Origin of the sequence: Pseudomonas sp. NPDC089396 (assembly GCF_044749545.1) — a bacterium.
Lineage (GTDB): Bacteria > Pseudomonadota > Gammaproteobacteria > Pseudomonadales > Pseudomonadaceae > Aquipseudomonas.
Genome location: NZ_JBIVIC010000006.1, coordinates 254,848 through 278,126, shown reverse-complemented (window position 1 = coordinate 278,126; position 23,279 = coordinate 254,848). Strand labels below are relative to the sequence as shown.

Genomic DNA, 23,279 nt, shown 5'->3' with positions numbered 1-23,279 from the left:
TTCGAGCGCCGTCCATGGGCTGAACGGCGCCCCGCCCGTCACTCTTCGACGCTCATGTATTCCTTGGCCCAGCGGATGTAGTCCTCCGGCTGGGTGTAGGTGTGCGAGAGCTCGGTGGCACTGAGGTTTTCCGATTTGTTCTGCTGGCCACGCTGCAGGCGCAGGCAGTCGTAGGTGGCCTTGATCGCGGCAAAATACGCGGCGTGGCCATCGACCACGATACGCACGCCCAGACGTGCCAGGCGCTCGTCGTCGCGCAGGCTGGGGTTGCCGTAGGTCACCAGCATCAGCGGCACGGTCAGGTGCTCGGCGATCTGCTCCAGCTGCTCGAAATCCTTCACCCCGACCATGCAGATGCCGTCGGCGCCGGCTTTCTGGTAGCTCTGGGTGCGCACGATGATTTCTTCGGTGGTGAGCACGCCGGCGTTGGTCCGGGCAATGATCGACAGCGAGGAATCCACCCGCGCCTCCAAGGCTGCGCGGATCTTGCCGACACCCTCTTCGACCGGGATCAGGTCGGTGGACTTGCGCCCGAACTGGGCTGGCAGCAGGGTGTCTTCGAGGGTCAGCGCAGCCACACCGGCACGCTCAAGCTCGGTGACCGTGCGCATTACATTGAGCGCATTGCCGTAGCCATGGTCGGCATCGGCCAGCACCGGCAGCTGGGCCACACGGCCAATGCGGGTGGCTTGCTCGACGAATTCGCTCAGGGTGATCAGGGCGAAGTCTGGCGCCGCCAGCACCTGCAAGGACGCGACCGAACCGCCAAGAATGCCGACTTCGAAACCCAGGTCGGCGGCAATGCGCGCCGACATCGGGTCGAACACGGACGCGGTGTGATAGCAGGAACCTGAAGCGAGCAGCTCGCGGAAGGCAATACGCAAATCTTGATGGGAAGCCCTGGGCATGATCACTCCGCAAATAGGTAAAAAATAGAACGGTTGCTACCGACCCCTGAATCGGGTCTACCTGACCTGTTCCAACCGTCGCCATCTGGGCGGTCATGCTCGACATGCAGGCAGAGGAATAAAAGGTGTGGGAGACAGCGACAGGAAAAACCGGCGGCTTTGTAGTGCACCACGCTGGTGCAAGCCCCGGATTTCAGCCTCTGCGGTAAAGCCACGATATCACGCGGCCATGCAGCACTGGATGAATGCGCCAATGCCGATCTTGCATAGGCGATGCAGATAGTACATAGGAAGCTACCTAAGTCAGGTTACAATCCTTGCCAATCGCGCCCGCCCAGCCAAGGTAAGCCTCGTGACCGCCGCCCTCCCCCCCACCGTCCTGCGCAACGTCCTTACCGCCTTGATGCTGGCGATCTTCCTTGGCGCCCTCGATCAGACCATCGTCGCCGTCTCATTGCCCGCCATCTCGGCCCAGTTCAACGATGTCGGCCTGCTGGCGTGGGTGATTTCCGGCTACATGGTGGCGATGACCGTGGCCGTGCCGATCTACGGCAAGCTGGGTGACCTGTATGGTCGGCGACGCATGATCCTCACCGGCATCGGCCTGTTCACCCTGGCTTCGATCGCCTGCGCACTGGCCCAGGACATGCAGCAGCTGGTACTGGCGCGGGTGCTGCAAGGCATTGGCGCGGGCGGCATGGTGTCGGTGAGCCAGGCGATCATCGGCGAGTTCGTGCCGCCGCGCGAACGTGGCCGCTACCAGGGCTATTTCAGCAGCATGTACGCCGTGGCCAGCGTGGCCGGGCCGGTGCTTGGCGGCTGGCTGACCGAGTACCTGTCCTGGCGCTGGGTATTCTGGATCAACCTGCCACTGGGGCTGGTCGCCTTGTGGGCCATTCGTCGGGCCCTGGCCGGGATGCCGGCGCAGCGCCGAAACGCCAAGGTCGACTATGTGGGCGCCCTGTTGCTGATCATCGGCCTAGGCAGCCTGCTGCTGGGCATCACGCTGGTCGGCCAGGGCCAGGCGTGGAACGCGGCGCCGGTGCTGGCGCTGTTCAGCTGCGCCGGGATTGGCCTGCTGTTGTTCATCAGCCATGAACGTCGCTGCCAGGAGCCATTGCTGCCGCTCGAACTGTTCGGCAACCGGGTTGCCGTGCTGTGCTGGGGGGTGATTTTCTTCGCCAGCTTCCAGTCGATCTCATTGACCATGCTGATGCCCCTGCGCTTCCAGGGCATTACCGGCGCCGGTGCCGACAGCGCCGCGCTGCACTTGCTGCCGCTGGCCATGGGGTTGCCCATAGGCGCCTTCACCGGCGGGCGCATGACCAGTTTCACCGGACGCTACAAGCCGCAGATCGTCGCTGGCGCCGTGTTGATGCCGGTAGCCATCTTCGCCATGGCCATCACGCCACCGCAGTCTGAACTGCTCAGCGCCGTATTCATGCTGCTGACCGGTATCGCCTGTGGCTTGCAGTTCCCGACTTCATTGGTGGGCACGCAAAGCGCAGTGGACATCAAGGACATCGGGGTGGCCACCAGCACCACCAACCTGTTCCGCTCGCTCGGCGGGGCCATGGGCGTGGCCTGTATGTCCAGTCTGCTGCTGGCACTGCTGCATCAGGGTGGGTTTGAAGTGCTGGGTAACCCGTTGCTGGGGAGTTTGCAGGCGGGTCAGCCGGAGCCTGCGATGCAGGCTCGGCTGCTGGAAACGTTCCGTCATCTGCTGATGGGCAGCGCTGCAGTGGCCTTGGTGGGGTTGTTGGCAGCCTTGGCGTTGCCAGACCGGCAGTTGCGGGGGCGGTAAGATTCTTGGGGGCGCGTTGCGCGCCAATCGCCGGCAAGCCGGCTCCCACAGGAGCCGGCTTTAATGCCTACTTAATAAATAAGGGAAACACTTCCTCACAATCCTTAACAAAGTGTCATTTGCGCAGCGCAGGGCTCAAGCGCAGCATATCCAGCCCGGTGTCGACCCATTGTTCGGCATCGCCCTGCAGGTCGAAGCTGTCCGGTAGCAGCAACCAGCGCCCGATCAGACCATCTACATAGGCAAACAAGGTTACCGCGGCGCGCTCCACGTCGAGCTCGGCAGGCAACTGCTCACGGCGCACGGCATTGGCCAGCGCCAAGGTAATGCTCTCGTGGCAGTCCAGCACCGCCCCCTGGCGCTGCTGGCGAATTTCACACATGTCGTCGGTGAACTCGCACTTGTGATGCAGGATTTCGTTGATACGCCGGGTTCGGGCGTCGAGCACCAGCTCGTTGAACACCTGCAGCAGCAGTTTGCGCATGCAGCCAAGCGGATCCAGTTCGTCCTCGCTTTCACTGGCGCGCGCCAGGTGGTCATGGGTTTCGTGCAAGCTGTCGAGCAAGGCCTGCACCAGCTCGGCCTTGTTGCTGAAGTGCCAGTAGATAGCCCCGCGGGTAACGCCCGCCAGTTCGGCGATTTCGGCCAGTGTGGTGCGCGCGACCCCACGGTTGTAGAAGGCCCTTTCGGCGGCCTCGATAATTTGGACGCGCGTCTCCTGGGCTTCTTCTTTGGTTCGACGGACCATGGCAGTACGACCTCATCTGGGCCCGCATGCAGCGCCTGCGGGAAATCCGCCGGTGGCACTTCTGCAGGGTGCCTGCCGGATGGGCTAATCGAAGGCTGAGGTAGTCGTTGGCTACCACCCAGCGCTATTTACAAACAACCGTGAATGTAAGTATATTCGTTAGTAAGCTACTTATCCACCGGATAGTTTCTTTCCGACAAGACTCATCCATTACTCTTGAGCGTTTCCCTGCTCTAGCGACCCGAGGATCCTCATGCAATTCAAGCCAGCCGTTACCGCTCTGGTTTCCGCCGTCGCCCTGGCAACCCTGCTAAGTGGCTGCAAGAAAGAAGAAGCCGCGCCCGCAGCGCAGGCTCCTCTGGTCGGCGTCGTCACCCTGCAACCACAATCCTTCACCCTGACCTCGGAACTGCCGGGGCGCACCAGTGCCTACCGCGTCGCCGAAGTGCGGCCACAGGTCAATGGCATCATTCTCAAGCGCCTGTTCAAGGAAGGCAGCGAGGTCAAGGAAGGCCAGCAGCTGTACCAGATCGATCCCGCGGTGTACGAGGCCAACCTGGCTAACGCCCAGGCCAACCTGCAAGCGACCCGCTCTCTGGCCGAACGCTACAAGCAGCTGATCGACGAGCAAGCTGTCTCCAAGCAGGAATACGACGACGCCAATGCCAAACGATTGCAGGCCGAGGCTTCGCTCAAGAGCGCGCAAATCGACCTGCGCTACACCAAGGTGCTGGCGCCGATCAGCGGTCGTATCGGCCGTTCCTCGTTCACCGAAGGTGCGCTGGTGAGCAACGGCCAAACCAACGCCATGGCCACCATTCAGCAGCTCGACCCGATCTACGTCGATGTCACCCAGTCCACCGCCGAGCTGCTCAAGCTGCGCCGTGACCTGGAAAGTGGCCAACTGCAGAAGGCCGGCAACAACGCAGCGTCGGTACAGCTGGTGCTGGAAGACGGCAGCCTGTTCAGGCAGGAAGGCCGCCTGGAGTTCTCGGAAGTCGCGGTCGACGAGACCACCGGTTCCGTCACCCTGCGCGCCATCTTCCCCAACCCCGAGCACACGCTTCTGCCGGGCATGTTCGTGCATGCGCGACTCAAGGCCGGGGTCAACAGCAACGCCATCCTTGCCCCACAGCAGGGCGTGACCCGTGACCTCAAAGGCGCCCCTACCGCGATGGTGGTCAACCAGGAGAACAAGGTCGAACTGCGCCAGCTCAAGGCCAGCCGCACCCTTGGCAGCGACTGGCTGATCGAGGAAGGCCTCAACCCAGGCGACCGCCTGATCACCGAAGGCCTGCAGTACGTGCGCCCAGGTGTCGAGGTCAAGGTCAGCGATGCCACCAACGTCAAGAAGCCGGCCGGCGCTGATCAGGCCAACGCGGCCAAAGCAGACGCCAAAGCGGAGTAAACCATGTCGAAGTTCTTTATCGATCGCCCGATCTTCGCCTGGGTGATCGCCTTGGTGATCATGCTGGTCGGCGCCTTGTCGATCCTGAAGTTGCCGGTCAACCAGTATCCGAGCATCGCCCCACCGGCCATCGCCATCTCCGTGACCTACCCGGGCGCTTCGGCGCAAACCGTGCAGGACACTGTGGTGCAGGTCATCGAGCAGCAGCTCAACGGTATCGACAACCTGCGTTATGTGTCTTCGGAGAGCAACTCCGACGGCAGCATGACCATTACCGCCACCTTCGAGCAGGGCACCAACCCTGATACTGCGCAGGTCCAGGTGCAGAACAAGCTGAACCTGGCCACCCCGCTGCTGCCGCAGGAAGTGCAGCAGCAAGGTATCCGTGTCACCAAGGCAGTGAAGAACTTCCTGCTGGTGATCGGCCTGGTGTCCGAAGACGGCAGCATGACCAAGGACGACCTGGCCAACTACATCGTCTCCAACATGCAGGACCCGATCTCGCGTACTGCCGGTGTCGGTGACTTCCAGGTGTTCGGTGCGCAGTACGCCATGCGTATCTGGCTGGATCCGGCCAAGCTGAACAAGTTCCAGCTGACCCCAGTCGACGTCAAGACCGCGGTTGCCGCGCAGAACGTGCAGGTGTCCTCCGGCCAGCTCGGCGGCCTGCCTGCCTTGCCCGGCACCCAGCTCAACGCCACCATCATCGGCAAGACCCGCCTGCAGACCGCCGAGCAGTTCGAGAAGATCCTGCTCAAGGTCAACAAGGACGGCTCGCAAGTACGCCTGAGCGATGTGGCCCAGGTTGGTCTGGGTGGCGAGAACTACTCCGTCAGCGCCCAGTTCAACGGCAAGCCGGCCTCGGGCCTGGCGGTCAAGCTGGCCACCGGTGCCAACGCCCTCGACACGGCCAGGGCACTGCGCAAGACCGTCAACGACCTGGAGCCGTTCTTCCCGCCGGGTGTGAAAGCGGTGTTCCCGTATGACACCACGCCAGTGGTCACCGAATCGATCAGCGGGGTAATCCACACCCTGATCGAAGCCGTGGTTCTGGTGTTCCTGGTGATGTACCTGTTCCTGCAGAACTTCCGTGCCACCGTCATCACCACCATGACCGTTCCGGTGGTGTTGCTGGGTACGTTCGGTATCCTCGCTGCGGCCGGCTTCAGCATCAACACCCTGACCATGTTCGCCATGGTCCTGGCCATCGGCTTGCTGGTGGACGACGCCATCGTCGTGGTGGAGAACGTCGAGCGGGTGATGTCCGAGGAAGGCTTGCCGCCCAAGGAGGCGACCAAGCGTTCCATGGAGCAGATCCAGGGCGCCCTGGTGGGTATCGCCCTGGTACTGTCGGCGGTACTGCTGCCGATGGCCTTCTTCGGCGGTTCCACCGGTGTGATCTACCGGCAGTTCTCCATCACCATCGTTTCGGCCATGGGCCTGTCGGTGCTGGTGGCCCTGATCTTCACCCCGGCGCTGTGCGCGACCATGCTCAAGCCGGTGAAGAAGGGTGAGCACCATGTGGCCAAGCGCGGCTTCTTTGGCTGGTTCAACCGTAACTTCGACCGCAGCGTGGAAGGCTACGAGCGCAGCGTCGGTACCATCCTGCGCAACAAGGTGCCGTTCCTGCTCGCCTATGCCCTGATCGTGGTCGGCATGATCTGGCTGTTCGCCCGCATCCCTACGGCGTTCCTGCCCGAGGAAGACCAGGGCGTACTGTTCGCCCAGGTACAGACCCCGGCCGGTTCCAGTGCCGAGCGTACCCAGGTGGTCGTCGACCAGATGCGCGAATACCTGCTCACGGACGAAGCCGATACCGTTGCCTCGGTGTTCACCGTCAACGGCTTCAACTTCGCCGGTCGCGGCCAGAGCTCGGGCATGGCGTTCATCATGCTCAAGCCATGGGATGAGCGCTCCAAGGAGAACAGCGTGTTCGCCCTGGCCCAGCGTGCCCAGCAGCACTTCTTCACCTTCCGCGATGCGATGGTGTTCGCCTTCGCCCCGCCTGCGGTACTCGAACTGGGTAACGCTACCGGCTTCGACGTGTTCCTCCAGGACCGCGGCGGTGTCGGCCATGAAAAACTCATGGAAGCGCGCAACCAGTTCCTGGCCAAGGCCGCGCAGAGCAAGGTGCTCAGCGCCGTGCGCCCGAACGGCCTGAACGATGAGCCGCAGTACCAGCTGACCATCGATGACGAACGTGCCAGTGCCCTGGGCGTGACCATCGCCGACATCAACAACACCCTGTCGATCGCCCTCGGTGCCAGCTACGTCAACGACTTCATCGACCGCGGTCGGGTCAAGAAGGTGTACATCCAGGGCGAACCGAACGCTCGCATGAGCCCGGAAGACCTGCAGAAGTGGTACGTGCGCAACGGTGCGGGCGAAATGGTGCCGTTCTCCTCCTTCGCCAAGGGTGAGTGGAGCTACGGCTCGCCGAAGCTGTCCCGCTACAACGGCGTCGAGGCCATGGAAATCCTTGGAGCACCAGCGCCGGGCTACAGTACCGGTGAGGCCATGGCCGAAGTGGAACGCATCGCAGGCGAGCTGCCTGACGGCATCGGCTTCTCCTGGACCGGCATGTCCTACGAGGAAAAACTCTCCGGCTCGCAGATGCCGGCACTGTTCGCCCTCTCGGTACTGTTCGTGTTCCTCTGCCTGGCAGCCCTGTACGAAAGCTGGTCGATCCCGATCGCGGTCGTGCTGGTGGTACCCCTGGGTATCATCGGTGCACTGGCCGCCACCAGCCTGCGCGGGTTGTCCAACGACGTGTACTTCCTGGTCGGCCTGTTGACCACCATCGGCCTGGCGGCGAAGAACGCGATCCTGATCGTCGAATTCGCCAAGGAACTGCACGAACAGGGCCGCAGCCTGTATGACGCGGCGATCGAGGCGTGCCGCATGCGTCTGCGCCCGATCATCATGACCTCGCTGGCGTTCATTCTCGGCGTGGTACCGTTGACCATTGCCAGCGGCGCGGGCGCCGGTAGCCAGCACGCCATCGGCACCGGTGTGATCGGCGGCATGATCAGCGCCACCGTGTTGGCGATCTTCTGGGTACCGCTATTCTTCGTCGCTGTGTCGTCACTGTTCGGCAGCAAAGAGCCGGATGCGGACGCCACCCCTGAAACTCCACGTTATGAGGCTGGGCAATGACCAAGTCTTTGTTGTCCCTGGCGGTAACCGCTTTCATTCTGGGCGGCTGCTCGCTGATACCCGACTACCAGACCCCGGAAGCGCCGGTGGCTGCGCAGTGGCCGCAAGGCCCTGCGTACTCGCCGACCCAGTCGGCCGACGTGGCCGCCGCCGAGCAGGGCTGGCGCCAGTTCTTCCACGACCCGGCGCTGCAGCAGCTGATCCAGACCTCGCTGGTCAACAACCGCGACCTGCGTGTCGCGGCGCTGAACCTCGACGCCTACCGCGCCCAGTACCGCATCCAGCGTGCCGACCTGTTCCCGGCCGTTTCGGCCGACGTCAGCGGCAGCCGCCAACGGGTTCCGGGCAACATGTCGCAAACCGGCGAGTCCGGCATCACCAGCCAGTATTCGGCCACGCTGGGCGTCAGTGCCTATGAGCTGGACCTGTTCGGCCGGGTGCGCAGCCTGACCGAGCAAGCCCTGGAAACCTACCTGTCCAGCGAGCAGGCACGCCGCTCCACGCAGATCGCCCTGGTGTCCAGCGTGGCCAACGCCTACTACACCTGGCAGGCCGACCAGGCGCTGTTCCGCCTGACCGAGGAAACCCTCAAGACCTACGTGGAAAGCTACAACCTGACCCGCCGCAGCAACGAAGTCGGCGTGGCCTCGGCGCTCGACGTCAGTCAGGCACGCACTGCCGTGGAAGGCGCTCGGGTCAAGTACTCGCAGTACCAGCGCCTGGTCGCCCAGGACGTCAACAGCCTGGCCGTGCTGATCGGCACCAGCCTCCCCGCCAACCTGGCCACGCCGCTGGAGCTCAATGCCGACCAACTGGCCGAAGTACCGGCCGGCCTGCCGTCGGACATTCTGCAGCGCCGCCCGGACATCCAGGAAGCCGAGCACCTGCTCAAGGCCGCCAATGCCAACATCGGCGCGGCTCGCGCTGCGTTCTTCCCGAGCATCAGCCTGACGGCCAACGCCGGTAGCCTGAGCCCGGACATGGGTCACCTGTTCTCGGGCGGGCAAGGTACCTGGCTGTTCCAGCCGCAGATCAACCTGCCGATCTTCAACGCCGGCAGCCTGAAGGCCAGCCTGGACTACTCGAAGATCCAGAAGGACATCAACGTCGCCAAGTACGAAAAGACCATCCAGACTGCCTTCCAGGAAGTCTCCGATGGCCTGGCGGCGCGCAAGACCTTCGAAGAGCAGCTGCAGGCGCAACGCGACCTGGTGCAGGCGAACCAGGATTACTACCGCCTGGCTGAACGTCGCTACCGCATCGGCATCGACAGCAACCTGACCTTCCTCGACGCCCAGCGCAACCTGTTCAGTGCCCAGCAGGCGCTGATCAGCGATCGCCTGGCGCAACTGACCAGCGAGGTCAACCTGTACAAGGCGCTCGGCGGTGGTTGGTACGAGCAGACCGGGCAGGCCAATCAGCAGGCTTCGGTGGATACACCGAAGAGCTGATGCTTTTTGCTGCAGCATCAAGCCCACCCTCGCGGTGGGCTTTTTGTTTTCAGCTGTCTGAAACAGCTTCTGGCTCGCTCAAGATGCAAATTTTCTACGATCCCTGTGGGAGCCGGCTTGCCGGCGATAGGGCCCTGACAGACTATCCAGGTCTGCCTGCCCCGGCCTCATCGCCGGCAAGCCGGCTCCCACAGGGATATCATTGCCCTCCCCACAATTAACCAACTGGAACATTCCGTTCGATTATCGCCCCGTTCCGCTTGCGACGAATTGCCTCATCCCCGCCCCTCCCCGCACCATCCCTCACGCAACGTTGCACTGGTTCATCAAACAGCCCCGCCCCTGCAGGCCCGCACCCTGCAGCGTACCGGCTCGCCAATAAAAACAAGAGATCCACCACCGATGAGCACTCTGCAACCCGCACGCCAGCTGCTGCCCGGCCTGTTGGCCATGTCCTGCGCCCTCCCCGTGTTCGCCGCCGAAGGCGGTTTCATGGAGGACGCCAAGGCCAGCCTCAACCTGCGCAACTTCTACATCAACCGCAACTTCGTCGACCCGGCCCCCCCCCAGGCCAAGGGCGAGGAATGGACCCAGAGCTTCATCCTCGATGCGCGCTCGGGCTTCACCCAGGGCACCGTCGGCTTTGGTGTCGACGTGCTGGGCCTGTACTCGGTCAAGCTCGACGGTGGCAAAGGCACCACCAATACCCACCTGCTGCCGGTACATGACGACGGCCGCCCGGCCGACGACTTCGGCCGCCTTGGCGTGGCCTTGAAGGCCAAACTGTCCGAGACCGAACTGAAGGTTGGCGAGTGGATGCCGGTGCTGCCCATCCTGCGCTCGGACGATGGCCGCTCGCTGCCACAGACCTTCCGTGGCGGCCAGCTCACCTCGAAGGAGATCGATGGCCTGACCCTGTACGCCGGCCAGTTCCGCGGCAACAGCCCGCGCAACGACGCCAGCATGGAAGACATGTCGCTCAACGGCCGCGCAGCCTTCACCTCCGACCGCTTCAACTTCGGCGGCGGTGAATACACGTTCAACGAAAAGCGCACGCTGATCGGCCTGTGGGACGCCCAGCTCAAGGACATCTATCGCCAGCAGTACCTCAACCTGGTGCACAGCCAGCCACTGGGTGAATGGACCCTGGGCGCCAACCTGGGTTACTTCATCGGCAAGGAAGACGGCGCCGAGCGCGCCGGGCAACTGGACAACCGCACGGCCTCGGCGATGCTCTCTGCACGCTACAAAGGCAACACCTTCTATGTCGGCCTGCAGAAAGTCAGCGGCGACGACGCCTGGTTGCGGGTCAACGGAACCAGCGGCGGTACCCTGGCCAACGACAGTTACAACTCCAGCTTCGACAATGCCAAGGAACGCTCCTGGCAGGTGCGCCATGACTTCAACTTCGTCAGTGTCGGCATCCCTGGGCTGACCCTGATGAACCGCTACATCAAGGGCGACAATGTGACGGCGGGGGGTGTCGATGATGGCAAGGAGTGGGCGCGCGAGACCGAGCTTGCATATGTGGTGCAGTCGGGGTCATTCAAGGACTTGTCGGTGAAATGGCGCAACTCGACCATGCGGCGGGACTTCAGCACCAATTCGTTCGATGAGAACCGGTTGATTGTGAGTTATCCGTTGAATCTGCTGTGAAGCCACGGGCCTCTTCGCGGGCTTGTCCCGCGAAGCGGCCGCAGGATCAATAAATAACCAAAGTACATAACAAAATACAATAACCTTCTTTGACGGCATATCAAGTAACCGTTTAAATCGATCTCTGATCCCCGCCGCAGAGCTTCGACATGGACCTTCGCCAACTGCGCTATTTCATCGCCCTCAACGACTACCGCAGTTTCGTCCGCGCCGCCGAAGCCATGGGCATCACCCAACCAGCCTTCAGCCGTGCCATTCAGGGCCTCGAACACACCTTCGGCTGCCCCTTGGTCGACCGCGCCAGCAAAGCCCTGCCCCCTACCCCCGAAGGCCTGGTGGTGCTGCAGCACGCCCGCCGCCTGGTGCAAGGCGCTGCGCAGCTAAGCAACGACGTGCTGCAAATGACCAAGCTCGACGCCGGCGAGCTGCATTTCGGCAGCGGCCCGGCACTGGCGGCGCGCCTGGTGCCAGAGGCACTGCAGCTTTTCATCGCCCGCCACCCCGGAATCCGCACCGCACTGCTGGTCGACAATGGCGAACGCCTCGGCCAGGCATTGCGCCGCGAGCAGATCGAATTCTTCGTCGACGATATCCGCCCTTTCGAAGCCGACCCCAACTTCCACACCGAGCCCCTCAGCCCGCGTCCGGGCCTGTTCTTCTGCCGCCCAGGCCACCCCCTGCTGAACAAGGACAGCCTTTCGACCAACGACCTGTTCACCTACCCCCTGGCCAGCGCACTGCTCACCCCGGGCGTGCGCAAGCGCCTGGCAAACCTGAGCGGACGCAGCGACTTCACCCCGCACCTGCAGACCGAACACCTGGCAGTGCTGCGCAGTGTGGTGCTGGCCAGTGATGCTATCGGCACCGCCAGCGAGGAGGCGGTGGCCGACGACCTCGCCGCCGGGCGTCTGGTGCGCCTGCACTGGCGCAACCTGCCGCCAGCACTGGAGGTACTGAGTGTTCGCTGCGGGGTGGTCAGCCGCAGTGGCTACCGCCTGTCGCCGGCGGCGCGGGCGATGATCGAGACCCTGGTGGGGCTGGATGCGCCCATGCGAGCTGCTGCCATTCGCTGAACTGATGATGGTTCGGCTGCAGGCTATTCTCAGCAATAGTGGGTCAGTGGCTGCCCAAGGAGGAACAACAATGAAAACCCTCGTCGAACACCTGAGCCAGTACGCGGCCTACCACCGCGACCCGCGCAACATCGCCACCCACTTCGTCGGCATTCCGCTGATCGTGCTGGCAGTGACCGTGCTGCTGTCGCGCCCCGGCTGGGACGTGGCAGGCATGTGGCTCTCGCCCGCGTTGCTCGCGGCAACGGCTTCGGTGTGGTTCTACCTGCGTCTGGACCGGCGCTTCGGGCTGGTCATGGGCCTGCTGCTGGGGCTGTGCCTGTGGGTTGGCCAGGTACTGGCGATGCAAAGTACCGCGCTGTGGCTCAGTGCCGGGCTGGGGGCGTTCGTGGTGGGCTGGATCATCCAGTTCGTCGGGCACTATTACGAAGGGCGCAAGCCGGCGTTCGTCGACGATGTCAGCGGGTTGATCATCGGGCCGTTGTTCGTGGTGGCCGAGGCGGGGTTCATGCTGGGGCTGTGCCCGGATTTGAAGCGTGCCGTGGAGGCCAATGCCGGGCCCGTGGCACTGCGCTCTTTGTAGGAGCGGCCTTGTGTCGCGAAAGGGCTGCGCAGCAGCCCCAGTTCTTCAGCTTCGCCGCAAAGATTGTTGGGGCTGCTGCGCAGCCCTTTCGCGACACAAGGCCGCTCCTACAGGGTTGCGTGAAACTCAGGGCTGCTGGCGCGACTCGACCCCCAACTCATCCCACACCGATTCCGCCAGGTGGAAGGTGGCATTGGCCGCCGGAATCCCGCAATAGATCGCGCTCTGCATCAGCACTTCCTTGATCTCGTCGCGGGTCACGCCGTTGTTGGCTGCCGCGCGCAAATGCAGCTTGAGCTCATCATTGCGGTTCATGCCGATCAGCATCGCGATGGTGATCAGGCTGCGGGTATGCCGTGGCAAGCCGGGGCGGGTCCAGATATCACCCCAGGCATGGCGGGTGATCATCTCCTGGAACTCGCCATTGAAGTCGTTGAGCTTTTCCAGGCTGCGGTCCACATGGGCATCGCCGAGCACCGCGCGGCGTACCTGCATGCCGGCGTCGTAACGGTGTTTCTCGTCCATGGCAGACTCCTCAGCGGGCCAGCAGGAAGTCGAGCACGCGATGGCTGAACGCCTCGCCGATTTCGACGTTGGACAGGTGCGCTGCCGGGAACTCGGCATAGGTGGCACCGACGATGTTGGCTTGCATGAAGCGGCCATGCTCAGGCGTGGTCACCACGTCTTCGGTACCGGCGACGATCAACGTGGGCACCTGGATACGGCTCAGTTGCTCACGGTAGTCGGCGTCGCGCACCGCCGCGCAATTGGCGGCATAGCCCTGCGGGGAAGTCTGCGCGAGCATCTGGCAGATACGCTGCGCCTGCTCCGGTTGGGCCTGGGCAAAACCAGGGGTGAACCAGCGGGCGATGGAGGCGTCGCGCAAATCGGCCATGGCCTGCTGGCCGCCCTTGAGCACGGTGTCGATGCGGGTATTCCAGACCTCGTCGTTGGCGATCTTCGCCGCCGTGTTGCACAGGGTCAGGCTGTGCAGGCGATCACCGGCATGAATACCCAGCCACTGGCCGATCAGGCCGCCCATCGACAGGCCGACGAAGTGCGCGTGGCGGATATCCAGCGCGTCGAGCAGGGCCAGCACATCGCGCCCCAGTTGCTCGATGCTGTAGGGCCCATCGGTCACCAGCGAAGCGCCATGGCCACGGGTGTCGTAGCGCAGCACACGCAAGTGCTCGCTCCACAGCGGGATCTGGCTGTCCCACATCCCCAGGTCAGTACCGAGCGAGTTGGACAGCACCAGCACCGGGGCATCATCCGGGCCGTCGATTCGATAGTTCAGTACGCCATCAGCCAGTTGCAATTGCGCCACAGCGGTCTCCTTCAGGCAGTGAAACGTTGATGTTCGGCCACCGCCCGCGCCACCCAGACGCGGGCCTGGCCGAGGTAATGGGCAGGATCGAGCAGGCGGTCGAGTTCTTGTGCCGACAGTTCGGCGCTGACTTGCGGCTCGTCACCCAGCACGGCACGCAGGTGCCGCTGCTCGGCGACGGCGCGCTGGCAGCATTGCTCCAGCAGGTGGTGGGCGCGGTCACGGCCCAGACGTTGAGCCAGGACGATGCTCACCGCCTCGGCCAGGACCAGGCCCTGGGTCAGGTCGAGGTTGCGGCGCATGCGTTCGGCGTCCACCTCCATGCCCTCGGCGATCACCTGGGCCTGGCGCAGCGCACCGGACACCAGGCAGCAGATGTCTGGCAGCGTCTCCCACTCGGCGTGCCACAACCCCAGGCTGCGTTCATGTTCCTGGGGCATGGCGGCGAACAAGGTCGAGAGCAGGCCCGGCACGCGGGTAGCGGCACCGATCAGCACCGCCGCCCCTACCGGGTTGCGCTTGTGCGGCATGGTCGACGAACCGCCCTTGCCCGGCGCGGAGGGTTCGAACACCTCGCCCGCCTCGGTCTGCATCAGCAGGCTGATATCGCGGCCGAACTTGCCCAGGCTGCCGGCGATCAGGCCCAGCACCGAGGCGAACTCCACCAGGCGGTCACGCTGGGTGTGCCACGGCTGCTCGGGCAAGCTCAACTTGAGCTGTTCGGCCAAGGCTTCGGCAACTGGCATGGCTTTGCTGCCCAAGGCGGCCAGGCTGCCGGAAGCACCGCCGAACTGCAGCACCAGCAAACGCGGGCGCAGTTCCTGCAGCCGCTGGCGGTGGCGCGTGAGGGCGCCAAGCACACCCGCCAGCTTCATGCCCAGGGTCACCGGCGTGGCGTGCTGCAGCCAGGTACGGCCCACCAGGGGCGTGTCGGCATGCTGCAGGGCCTGCTGCGCCAGGGTATCGCTCAGCTTGGCGAGGTCGGCTTCGATCAGTTCCAGAGCCGCACGCAACTGCAGGACCAGGCCGGTGTCCATGGCATCCTGGCTGGTGGCGCCGAGGTGCACGTAGCGCTCGGCTTCGGGCACACCGCTGGCGATCACCTTGCCCAGCGCCTTGACCAGCGGGATCGCCGAGTTGCCCGCCGTGGCGATGGCATCGGCCAGTGCACGGACGTCATAGCGCTCGGCCTGGCAGGCGGCCTCGATGGCCACCACCGCAGTGTGTGGCACCAGCCCGGCGCCGGCCTCGGCGCGGGCCAGGGCCGCCTCGAAGTCGAGCATGCCCTGCAAGCGACCGCGGTCGGAGAACACCTCGCGCATGGCCGGGGCAGTGAAGTAGGCGTCGAACAGTTGGTTGCTCATGCAGCATCCTTAGTCGTCATGGTGCAGGTACGCCGCTTGTTTCGGCAGCCGCAGGCTGAACAGGAAGGCGATCGCCATCATGGCCGTCACGTACCAGTAGAAGGTGTTCTCCATGCCCAGGGTTTTCAAGCCCAGGGCCACGTACTCGGCCGAGCCGCCGAACATCGCGTTGGCCACCGCATAGGCAAGACCCACGCCCAGCGCGCGCACCTGCGGCGGGAACATCTCGGCCTTCACCAGGCCGCTGATCGAGGTGTAGAAACTGACGATGCACAGTGCCAGGCTCACCAGCACGAAGGCCATGAACGGGCTGCTCACGGTCTTCAGCGCCATCAGCAAGGGCACGGTGAACAGAGTGCCCAAGGCGCCGAACAAGAGCATCGAGTTGCGCCGGCCGATGCGGTCCGACAGCATGCCGAAGAACGGCTGCATGACCATGAACAGGAACAGCGCGCCGGTCATCACGTAGCTGGCGTTCTTCGCGGTCATGCCGGCGGTATTGACCAGGTACTTCTGCATGTAGGTAGTGAAGGTATAGAAAATCAGCGAACCGCCGGCGGTGTAGCCGAGCACGGTGATGAAGGCGGCGGTGTGATGGCGGAACAGGCCCTTGATCGAGCCGGCGTCCTTGTCCTTGCGGGTTTCGGCGCTGCTGGTCTCGTGCAGCGAACGGCGCAGCATCAGCGAGATCAGCGCGGCGATGGCACCGACCACGAACGGAATGCGCCAGCCCCAGGCACGTAGCTCGTCTTCACTGAGCAGCTGCTGCAGGATCACCACCACCAGCACCGCCAGCAACTGGCCGCCGATCAGGGTGACGTACTGGAACGAGGCGAAGAAACCGCGCTGGCCGCGCAGTGCCACTTCACTCATGTAGGTGGCGGTGGTGCCGTACTCGCCCCCGACCGACAGGCCCTGGATCAAGCGGGCCAGCAGCAGCAGCGCCGGCGCCCAGGTGCCGATGCTGGCGTAGGTCGGCAGGCAGGCGATCATCAAGGAGCCTGCGCACATCATCAGCACCGAGATCATCAGGGAATTCTTGCGTCCGTGGCGGTCGGCCAGGCGGCCGAAGATCCAGCCACCGATGGGGCGCATCAGGAAGCCTGCGGCGAATACCCCGGCAGTGTTGAGCAACTGCACGGTGGGGTCGTCGGAGGGGAAGAAGGCCGGGGCGAAGTAGATCGCGCAGAAGGCGTAGACGTAGAAGTCGAACCATTCCACCAGGTTGCCTGAAGAGGCACCGACGATGGCGAAGATGCGCTTACTGCGTTCTTCGCCGGTGTAATAGGCTGAGGTCATGACGGTTTTACTCCTGGAGGGTCCTGGGTAAGTCTAGACATACCTAGTAACACACTCGTTCCGCTGGCAGGCTGGCAATTGGCCTTGTGTCGTAGCTACCGGCCCTATCGCCGGCAAGCCGGCTCCCACAGGGATAGGCGTGGTTTTCCCTGTGGGAGCCGGCTTGCCGGCGATAGGGCCGGTACAGATCAAACCCGCTCGATGGCCAGCGCCAACCCCTGGCCAACCCCGACACACATGGTCGCCAGGCCTTTGCGCCCACCGCTCTTCTCCAGCTGGTGCAGCGCCGTCAGCACCAGGCGCGCACCGCTCATGCCCAGCGGGTGACCCAGGGCAATCGCGCCGCCATTGGGGTTCACCTGCGGCGCATCATCGGCCACACCCAGCTCGCGCAGCACTGCCAGACCCTGGCTGGCGAACGCTTCGTTGAGCTCGATCACATCAAAGTCACTGACCGCCACACCCAGGCGCTCGGTCAACTTGCGCACCGCCGGTACCGGGCCGATACCCATGACCCGTGGTGCCACACCCGCGCTGGCCATGCCCAGGACCCGGGCACGCGGGGTCAGGCCGTGCTTCTTCACAGCCTCCGCCGAGGCCAGGATCAGCGCCGCGGCACCGTCGTTGACGCCCGACGCGTTGCCGGCGGTGACGGTCTTGTCCGGGCCGTTGACCGGCTTGAGCTTGTTCAGCGCCTCGAGGGTGGTCTCCGGGCGCAGATGCTCATCGCGCTCGACCACGGTCTCGCCCTTCTTGTGGGCAATGCGCACCGGCACGATCTCTTCGGCAAAGAAACCGGCAGCCTGGGCCGCTGCGGCCTTCTGCTGGCTGCGCAGGGCGAAAGCGTCCTGGTCGGCGCGGGAAACCTGGTAATCGTCGGCGACGTTGTCGGCGGTCTCGGGCATCGCGTCCACGCCGTACTGGCTTTTCATCAGCGGGTTGATGAAGCGCCAGCCAATGGTCGTGTCCTCGAGCTTCATGTTGCGCGAATAGCCACTTTCGGCCTTGCCCATGACGAACGGTGCGCGCGACATGGACTCGACGCCACCGGCAATGGCCAGTTCCATTTCGCCACTGGCAATGGCGCGGAAGGCGGTGCCGATGGCATCCATGCCCGAAGCGCACAGACGGTTGAGGGTGACCCCCGGGATGCTTTCCGGCAGGCCCGCCAGCAGCAGCGCCATGCGCGCCACGTTGCGGTTGTCTTCGCCGGCCTGGTTGGCGCAGCCGAAGAACACTTCGTCGAGCTGCTCCCACTGCACGGTCGGGTTGCGTTCGATCAGCGCCTTCAGCGGGACCGCCGCCAGGTCGTCGGCACGTACCCCGGCCAGGGCGCCGCCGAAACGGCCGATCGGGGTGCGGATGGCGTCACAGATGAATACGTCGCGCATCAGGCTTCTCCTGCCACCTGGCCATGGGCCACGGCGGTACGGGCTTCGAGGTCGCGCAGGGCGCCGAGCTCGACTTCGGTCGGTGCGCTGGTGGTCTGCACGTCATCGGCAAAGCGGATCGCCCAACCGGTGGCGGCGACGATCTGCTCGCGGGTCACGCCCGGGTGGATCGAGGTCACGACGAATTCGTGGGTGCCGGCTTCCGGCTCCATGATGCACAGGTCGGTGATGATGCCGACCGGCCCCTCGCCTGGCAGGCCGAGGCGCTTGCGCGAATCGCCGCCTTCACCGTGGCCGACCGAGGTGATGAAGTCGAGCTTGTCGACGAAGGCACGTGGCGACTGCTTGAGGATGATCAGCACCTGCTTGGCGGAACCGGCGATCTCCGGCGCGCCGCCGGCACCCGGCAGGCGCGTCCTCGGCGCGTGGTAGTCACCGACCACGGTGGTGTTGATGTTGCCGAAGCGGTCGACCTGGGCAGCGCCGAGGAAACCGACATCGATGCGGCCACCTTGCAGCCAGTAGCGGAAGATCTCGCCGGTCGGCACCACGGTGTCGGCGGTTTCGGCCAGCTCGCCATCACCGATCGACAGCGGCAGCACGCTCGGCTTGGCACCGATCGGGCCGGACTCGTAGATCAGCACCACATCAGGCGACGAGGTCAGGCGCGCCAGGTTGGCGGCCTTGGACGGCAGGCCGATGCCGACGAAGCAGACAGCGCCGTTGCGCAGGCGGCGGGCAGCGGCAACGGTCATCATTTCAGAGGTGGAGTAGCTCATTGTGCAGCCTCCGCGGTGCTGGCCAGCTTGGCCTTGAATGCGTTGAAGTCGGCGGTGCCACGGATGTAGGTGTCGATCCAGGCAGTGAACGATTCGCGGTTGCGCGCGATCGGGTCCCAATCCTGGTAGAAGCGGTTGTCACGCTCGTAGTAGCCGTGGGCATAGGACGGGTGGGCGCCACCGGGCACCAGGCACACGGCGCTGAGGGCCCAGGTCGGCAGGACGCAGGCGTTCATCGGCGCCTGCAAGTCATCGACAATTTCCTCGACGGTGACGATGCAGCGCTTGGCCGCCAGGGCCGCTTCCTTCTGCACGCCGAGGATGCCCCACAGCAGCACGTTGCCTTTGCGGTCGGCCTTCTGTGCGTGGATCACGGTGACGTCCGGGCGTACCGACGGCACGGCAGCGAGCACTTCGCCGGTGAACGGGCAAGTGACGCTCAAGATCCGCGGGTTGACCTTCGGCAGGTCGGAGCCGGCGTAGGCACGCAGCACCGCGAACGGCAGGCCGGAAGCACCGGCGACGTAGGCGTTGGCAAGGTCGGCGTGGCTGTGTTCTTCGATCTCGATCGCATGTGGCCATTGCTTTTCGACCGCATCACGCAGGCGGTGCAGCGAACCGACACCGGGGTTGCCGCCCCACGAGAAGATCAGCTTGCGGGCGCAACCGGCACCGATCAGTTGGTCGTAGATCAGGTCCGGGGTCATGCGCACCAGGGTCAGGTCGCGCTTGCCCTGACGGATGATCTCGTGCCCGGCGGCGGTCGGGATCAGGTGGGTGAAGCCTTCGAGGGCGACGGTATCGCCGTCCTGGATGAACTGCTTCACGGCTTCGTGAAGCGGGAGAATTGCAGCCATTTGGAGACTCCTGGTCAGGGTGCTACGTTGCGTTCAGATTAAGGAGAGCGGTGGGGGCTTACAATCCGATAATCGACTATTCGTGCGATTATCGAACCGATTAATGCCTTCCTACCTATGCCTGATCGGGCCTCATCGCCGGCAAGCCGGCTCCCACAAGAGCAGCTTGTGAGGGCCCTTGTGGGAGCCGGCTTGCCGGCGATGAGGCCAGTACGATCGCCTACGTAGCGTCGGCGTGGCTCACCAGCCCCTTCACGATCACACCCACCGTCGCCAGCGCCGCAGGCACCAGCAAAGCCGTCAGCACCTGTTCGAAGTTCCAGCCCAAACCGAGCAATGTCGCGCCACTCCAGGCCCCCAGAATCGCGCCGAAGCGGCCGATGCCCAACATCCAGGACACCCCTGTGGCACGCCCCTGGGTGGGGTAGAAACGCGCCGCCAGCGAAGGCATGGCCGATTGCGCGCCGTTCACGCACATGCCGGCGATCAGCACCAGGGTGGCAAGCACGGTGATGTTGCCCAGGCTCTGCCCGACCGCATACGCGAACACGCCCGCCAGCAGGTAGAACACGCCAATGACCTTGTGCGGGTTGAAGCGGTCCATGGCCCAACCCACCGCCACCGCGCTGAGCACGCCACCGAACTGGAACAGCGCGCCGATAAACGCGGCCTGCTCCATGCTCGCGCCACTGTCGCGCATCAGGGTCGGCAGCCAGCTGGTCAGCAGGTAGACGATCACCAGGCCCATGAAGTAGGTCAGCCACAGCAGCAGCGTGCCCAGGCCGTAAGTGCCGGAGAAGATCACCGTGAACACGTTGCGCGCCGCCACGACCTTCTGTTCCGGCACGCTGAAGCTGGACGCCTGGGCCACCACTGCCGGGGCGATCGGCGCCAGGGTCTTGCGGATCTTGTCAGTGCCGCGGTTGCGCACCACCAGAAAGCGCGCCGATTCCGGCAGCCAGACCAGCAGCACCACCGCCAAAAGCAGCGGCAGCACTCCGCCGACGACCAACAAGCTGTGCCAGCCGTAGGCCGGAATCATCTTGGCCGAAATGAAGCCACCACCGGCCATGCCCAGGTTGAAGCCGCAGAACATGCTGGTGACCAGCAGCGACTTGAGGCGTTCAGGGGTGTACTCGGAAAGCAGCGTGGTGGCATTGGGCATACCGGCCCCCAAGCCCAGGCCGGTCAGGAAGCGCAATACCAGCAGCTGGTCGACGTTGCTGGCATAGGCCGAGGCCAGGCTGAAGCCACCGAACACCAACACGGCCACTACCAGCACGCCCTTGCGGCCAAAACGATCAGCCAGCGGACCCGAGCCCAAGGCACCGAACACCATGCCGATCAGCGCGGCGCTCATCACAGGGCCCAGGCTCGCGCGGTCGATGCCCCATTCCTGCGACAACGCCGGGGCGATGAAGCCCATTGCGGCGGTGTCGAGGCCGTCGAGAAAGACGATCAGAAAACACAGGATCACCACGCGCCATTGATAGCGCGACAGCGGTTGTTCATTGATGAAGGACTGTACGTCGAGGCATTGCCCGACAGCGTGGGGTTTGTTCATTGTTGTTATCCAGAAGTTAGGCACGGTCGGGCCACTGCGGGCGTGCAGGGTCAAGTACGAGTAAGTGCGAGCCGATATCAGCCTGGAAACAACAGCACTGCGAGCGGGTGCGGCCGCGGCAGCGAAGGGACAGTGATCATTAATGTGCGCCTCTTTATGTTTTTCTTGTTCGGTCGGCCAGGCCGACCGTTGCGAGAGACATTAATCAGCGAATGAGGGGGGTGCAATTGACCGGGGACGACACTGTGCGTTTATCGAACAGGAAACGGTGTAGAGGGGGGCGCTGTGCGCCCCAATCGCTGGCAAGCCAGCGATTGGGGCGCATACAGCCTGTCAGCCAAACAACTGATGGCAAAGATCGCGGCTGGCTGCCAGCAGGATCGGCAGGAACCGCTGCTCAAGCTCGCTGCGGCTGACCCGCCCGACATGGGTGCTGACATTCAGCGCCGCCAGCACCTGCCCCGAGGCGTCATAGATCGGCACGGCGATGGACCTCAAGCCCTGCTCCAGCTCCTGGTCGACCACGCACCACCCCTGCGCCCGCACCTGCTGAATGCAGGCGAACAGCGACTCGGCGTCATGCAGGGTGCGGCTGGTGCGCGCCTTAAGGTCGGCGCGGTCGAGGTACTCGCGCAGGCTGGTGTCGTCCATCGCCGCCAACAGAATGCGCCCCATCGACGTGCAATAGGCCGGCAACCGCCCGCCTACCGACAGGTCGACCGAGATCAGCCGCTCCACCGTGGCCGAACGGGCTATATAAAGAATGTCGTCGCCTTCGAGGGTGGCCATGTTGGCGGCCTCGTGCAGTTGGTCGCTGATGCGATCCAGGTACGGCTGGGCCGACACGGCCAGCGGCGTCGACGACAAGTAGGCATGGCCAAGGGTCAGCACCTTGGGCAGCAGCGAATAGGTGCGGCCATCGGTGGTGGCGTAGCCGAGCTTGATCAGCGTATGCAGGCAACGGCGCACCGCGGCCCTGGGAATCTCGGTACGGTGGCTGATCTGGGCGATCGTCAGGTGGCGTTTGCGCTCCTGGAATGCCTGGATCACGGCCAGCCCCCGCGCCAGGGAGGTCATGAAGTCCGGGTCGCCGGTAAACGCCTGGATACGCTTGGCCGGCGAGGCCACGATCGGCGGTGCCAATGCCGGCGAACTCGGGCGGGACGCCTCCGGGTTGGCCGATTCATTGGACGGGGTTTGGTCGCTCATCGCTCACCTCAAAAAAATCGCTAGCTTGTGCGATTATCGAACGAACGGCCGATAATCGCAATTGACCGCTGACAAATTTACTTATACCTTTCTCCAGCCACTTTGTGGCTTCTTTGGAGAGACTGGTCAGGTACCCACCGTAGAAGTCCCAGGCAGCGGCCTCGCCCAGTGCGAGGCCGTTTTTCATTGCCTCCCCTGCACGCCCCCAAACAGTAGTGAACTTTGCGGGCCTCTGTTCGCTCAAAGTTTGCACAGCCGATAACTTGCAACAGTCGATGTCACAGTCGGTAAATAACCCTGTTTGTCGATTTATCGATTGCTATAATCGATTCTGCTGGCGCGGATCGATACACCGGCACTGCAAGCACCGACATCGGCCATCCAGCACACTCAGTGCATGGAGCAACTAGCACCTGCATACAACATCGGCACTTTCAAGCATTCAGGTATAACTGTGACGAAAGATGAACTGCGCGCGGAACTCGAGCGCCAGGCTGAACGTTACAAGGAAGTTTACGGTGGTGAAGTCACCACCTACGCAGCTCAACCCGACCCGGAACGCAAACCCTGGCGCAAACGCGCCACCGTTCAGGATCAGGCGTTCAGCCAGGAACTGGAGAAAATGGAAAAGGAACTGCGCAGCGAAGAACCGTGAACCGCTGCCAGCGTCATTGCGTCGTGGGCCAAGCGCCCTCGACGCGG

The 23,279-nt window shown here is 63.9% G+C and carries 20 protein-coding genes; 8 read left to right on the top strand and 12 right to left on the bottom strand.

Going from position 1 to position 23,279, the window contains the following annotated elements; translation table 11 throughout:
- Positions 1-38: 38 nt before the first annotated feature.
- Positions 39-908, bottom strand: a complete 870-nt coding sequence (locus ACIPZB_RS13715) for an oxaloacetate decarboxylase (protein WP_008100234.1) — start codon at positions 906-908, stop codon at positions 39-41.
- 352 nt (positions 909-1,260) lie between these two features.
- Between ACIPZB_RS13715 and ACIPZB_RS13710 the strand changes: the two genes are divergently transcribed.
- Positions 1,261-2,712 (top strand): MDR family MFS transporter, encoded by a 1,452-nt coding sequence (locus tag ACIPZB_RS13710; protein WP_400640703.1) that lies wholly within the window; start codon positions 1,261-1,263, stop codon positions 2,710-2,712.
- 115 nt (positions 2,713-2,827) lie between these two features.
- Here the strand turns inward: ACIPZB_RS13710 and ACIPZB_RS13705 are convergent, their stop codons facing one another.
- Entirely contained in the window at positions 2,828-3,460 is a 633-nt protein-coding gene (locus ACIPZB_RS13705) for a TetR family transcriptional regulator (RefSeq protein WP_400640701.1), read from the bottom strand.
- A 253-nt stretch (positions 3,461-3,713) separates the two neighbouring features.
- On the opposite strand from ACIPZB_RS13705, the gene ttgA reads away from it, so the two are divergent.
- From ttgA to ACIPZB_RS13675, 6 genes are all read left to right on the top strand, one after another.
- Positions 3,714-4,868: a toluene efflux RND transporter periplasmic adaptor subunit TtgA gene (ttgA, locus tag ACIPZB_RS13700; RefSeq protein WP_400640699.1), complete on the top strand. Its 1,155-nt coding sequence runs from the start codon at positions 3,714-3,716 to the stop codon at positions 4,866-4,868.
- A gap of 3 nt (positions 4,869-4,871) precedes the next feature.
- Positions 4,872-8,024, top strand: a complete 3,153-nt coding sequence (gene ttgB, locus ACIPZB_RS13695) for a multidrug efflux RND transporter permease subunit TtgB (RefSeq protein ID WP_008097163.1) — start codon at positions 4,872-4,874, stop codon at positions 8,022-8,024.
- The gene (locus ACIPZB_RS13690) at positions 8,021-9,475 is read left to right on the top strand and encodes an AdeC/AdeK/OprM family multidrug efflux complex outer membrane factor (RefSeq protein WP_400640697.1); all 1,455 of its coding nucleotides are present in this window, start codon (positions 8,021-8,023) and stop codon (positions 9,473-9,475) included. The genes ttgB and ACIPZB_RS13690 overlap by 4 nt, the downstream gene beginning before the upstream one ends.
- Before the next feature lie 402 nt (positions 9,476-9,877).
- The gene (locus tag ACIPZB_RS13685) at positions 9,878-11,131 is read left to right on the top strand and encodes an OprD family porin (RefSeq protein ID WP_400640695.1); all 1,254 of its coding nucleotides are present in this window, start codon (positions 9,878-9,880) and stop codon (positions 11,129-11,131) included.
- A gap of 149 nt (positions 11,132-11,280) precedes the next feature.
- Positions 11,281-12,204: a LysR family transcriptional regulator gene (locus tag ACIPZB_RS13680; protein ID WP_400640693.1), complete on the top strand. Its 924-nt coding sequence runs from the start codon at positions 11,281-11,283 to the stop codon at positions 12,202-12,204.
- 70 nt (positions 12,205-12,274) lie between these two features.
- Complete coding sequence (locus tag ACIPZB_RS13675) at positions 12,275-12,787, top strand: DUF962 domain-containing protein (RefSeq protein ID WP_400640691.1); 513 nt, start codon at positions 12,275-12,277, stop codon at positions 12,785-12,787.
- Positions 12,788-12,913: 126 nt separating this feature from the next.
- On the opposite strand, the gene pcaC is transcribed toward ACIPZB_RS13675, so the two are convergent.
- The 10 genes from pcaC to ACIPZB_RS13625 form a co-directional block, all read right to left on the bottom strand.
- A complete protein-coding gene (gene pcaC, locus ACIPZB_RS13670; RefSeq protein WP_400640689.1) occupies positions 12,914-13,312 on the bottom strand; it encodes a 4-carboxymuconolactone decarboxylase in 399 nt (132 codons plus the stop codon).
- A gap of 10 nt (positions 13,313-13,322) precedes the next feature.
- Entirely contained in the window at positions 13,323-14,114 is a 792-nt protein-coding gene (gene pcaD, locus ACIPZB_RS13665) for a 3-oxoadipate enol-lactonase (RefSeq protein WP_400640688.1), read from the bottom strand.
- Positions 14,115-14,125: 11 nt separating this feature from the next.
- Positions 14,126-15,478, bottom strand: coding sequence for a 3-carboxy-cis,cis-muconate cycloisomerase (locus tag ACIPZB_RS13660; RefSeq protein WP_008097274.1), 1,353 nt, complete (start codon positions 15,476-15,478; stop codon positions 14,126-14,128).
- Between the two features lie 9 nt (positions 15,479-15,487).
- Positions 15,488-16,777: an MFS family transporter gene (locus ACIPZB_RS13655; protein WP_400640685.1), complete on the bottom strand. Its 1,290-nt coding sequence runs from the start codon at positions 16,775-16,777 to the stop codon at positions 15,488-15,490.
- Between the two features lie 188 nt (positions 16,778-16,965).
- Positions 16,966-18,171 (bottom strand): 3-oxoadipyl-CoA thiolase, encoded by a 1,206-nt coding sequence (pcaF, locus tag ACIPZB_RS13650; protein WP_400640942.1) that lies wholly within the window; start codon positions 18,169-18,171, stop codon positions 16,966-16,968.
- A complete protein-coding gene (locus ACIPZB_RS13645; protein ID WP_008097280.1) occupies positions 18,168-18,947 on the bottom strand; it encodes a CoA-transferase subunit beta in 780 nt (259 codons plus the stop codon). The genes pcaF and ACIPZB_RS13645 overlap by 4 nt, the downstream gene beginning before the upstream one ends.
- Positions 18,944-19,804, bottom strand: coding sequence for a CoA transferase subunit A (locus tag ACIPZB_RS13640; protein ID WP_400640683.1), 861 nt, complete (start codon positions 19,802-19,804; stop codon positions 18,944-18,946). The genes ACIPZB_RS13645 and ACIPZB_RS13640 overlap by 4 nt, the downstream gene beginning before the upstream one ends.
- A 220-nt stretch (positions 19,805-20,024) precedes the next feature.
- Positions 20,025-21,368 carry an MFS transporter gene (locus ACIPZB_RS13635; RefSeq protein ID WP_400640681.1) on the bottom strand — a complete coding sequence of 448 codons (1,344 nt, stop codon included), beginning with the start codon at positions 21,366-21,368 and terminating at the stop codon, positions 20,025-20,027.
- A gap of 333 nt (positions 21,369-21,701) precedes the next feature.
- Entirely contained in the window at positions 21,702-22,577 is an 876-nt protein-coding gene (pcaR, locus tag ACIPZB_RS13630) for a pca regulon transcriptional regulator PcaR (RefSeq protein ID WP_008097286.1), read from the bottom strand.
- Entirely contained in the window at positions 22,552-22,764 is a 213-nt protein-coding gene (locus ACIPZB_RS13625) for a hypothetical protein (RefSeq protein ID WP_400640678.1), read from the bottom strand. The genes pcaR and ACIPZB_RS13625 overlap by 26 nt, the downstream gene beginning before the upstream one ends.
- Positions 22,765-23,031: 267 nt before the next feature.
- On the opposite strand from ACIPZB_RS13625, the gene ACIPZB_RS13620 reads away from it, so the two are divergent.
- Positions 23,032-23,232, top strand: a complete 201-nt coding sequence (locus tag ACIPZB_RS13620) for a hypothetical protein (RefSeq protein WP_400640676.1) — start codon at positions 23,032-23,034, stop codon at positions 23,230-23,232.
- Positions 23,233-23,279 lie beyond the last annotated feature (47 nt).